A 1,575-nucleotide genomic window follows, 5' to 3' on the forward strand; every position below is an offset into this window, starting at 1 on the left:
TCCCGAACGAGATTTTTGATCAACTTGCCGTGAAGTTCGCGGTGTTGTTTCCGCATCTGGACGAGCGGCAGCGGCGACTGCTGATGGCCGCCGAGGCCCAAGGGCTGGGACATGGCGGTGTGCGGGCCGTGGCCCGGGCAGCCGGGATGAGCGAGACGACGGTCCGCAAGGGGGTGTCCGACCTGGAGGCGGGCGAGTCCCTGTCGGGGCGGGTGCGGCGGCCGGGCGGCGGACGCAAACGCGTCGCGGACCTCGATCCCGGGCTGCGAAGTGCCCTGTTGGGTCTGGTCGAGCCGGACGAGCGTGGGGATCCGATGTCGCCGTTGCGGTGGACGACCAAGTCGACCCGCACGCTGGCGGCCGAGCTGACCCGGCAGGGGCACCGGGTCGGCGCGGACACCGTCGCCTGCTTGTTGAGGGGAGAGGGGTTCAGCCTGCAGGCCAATGCCAAGACGCTCGAGGGCAGTCAACATGTGGACCGGGACGCCCAGTTCCGTTACCTCAACGAGCAAGCACGCGACCACCGGGACACCGGACAGCCGGTGATCAGCGTCGACGCCAAGAAAAAGGAACTCGTCGGCGCCTTCAAGAACCCGGGCCGTTCCTGGCGGCCGGCCGAGGAACCGGTGCTGGTGCACGTCCACGACTTCGCCGACCCGCAACTGGGCAAGGCCATCCCTTACGGAATCTACGACCTGGCGGCGAACACCGGCTGGGTCAACGTCGGCACCGACCACGACACTGCCGCGTTCGCGGTGGAATCAATCCGCCGCTGGTGGCTCGGTCAGGGCCGGGCCGACTACCCGCAGGCTTCCCGGCTGCTGATCACCGCTGACGCAGGTGGCTCCAACGGCTATCGCACGCGGGCCTGGAAACTCCACCTCGCCCGCCTGGCCGCCGAGACCGACCTGGTCATCACGGTCTGTCACCTGCCTCCGGGCACGTCGAAGTGGAACAAGATCGAACACCGGCTCTTCTCCCACATCACGATGAACTGGCGCGGCCGCCCACTGACCAGCCACGAAGTCATCCTCGAGTCGATTGCCGCGACCACCACCCGCACCGGACTGCGGGTGAGGGCCGAGCTGGACACCAACACCTACCCCACCGGCGTCGGTGTCGGCGACGCGGAGATGGCGGCCCTGCCGCTGACCCGTCACGCCTTCCACGGCGACTGGAACTATGCCCTGCATCCCCAGCCGACCCCGGCCATCCCAGCAGCCCGAAGCGGCCGACCACTGGCGCCGCAGTGGGATCCGGTACTGCTGTCCGATCCCGCACTGACCGGCCTGGCCCCACACCAGTTGCAACACCTCATCAAGACCCTGGCTCCGGAAGGAGACACCCGGCGTGGTCGCCCGCCCCGGCTCGCCTTCGACAACCAGGTCCTGGCCACCGTGCTCCACCTGCGCATCAACTTGGCCGCGGAACCTCTCGCCGTGCTCTTCGGCAGCAGCCGCACCGCCATGCACCGCACCCTGCTGAAGATCAGACGACTGCTTGAGGCCCAGAGCATCACCATCTCGCCGGCTGTCACCCCACCGGCCGACCTGACAAGCCTTCAAGCCAGAGTCG

The 1,575-nt window shown here is 68.3% G+C and carries 1 protein-coding gene; it reads left to right on the forward strand.

The window, feature by feature from the left end; genetic code table 11:
• Window positions 1-1,575: ISAzo13 family transposase (locus ACFPZI_RS37080; RefSeq protein ID WP_381371568.1), on the forward strand; the 1,575-nt coding region annotated here is incomplete at both ends.

Origin of the sequence: Streptomyces chlorus (assembly GCF_042655885.1) — a bacterium.
Taxonomy (GTDB): Bacteria; Actinomycetota; Actinomycetes; order Streptomycetales; family Streptomycetaceae; genus Streptomyces; species Streptomyces chlorus.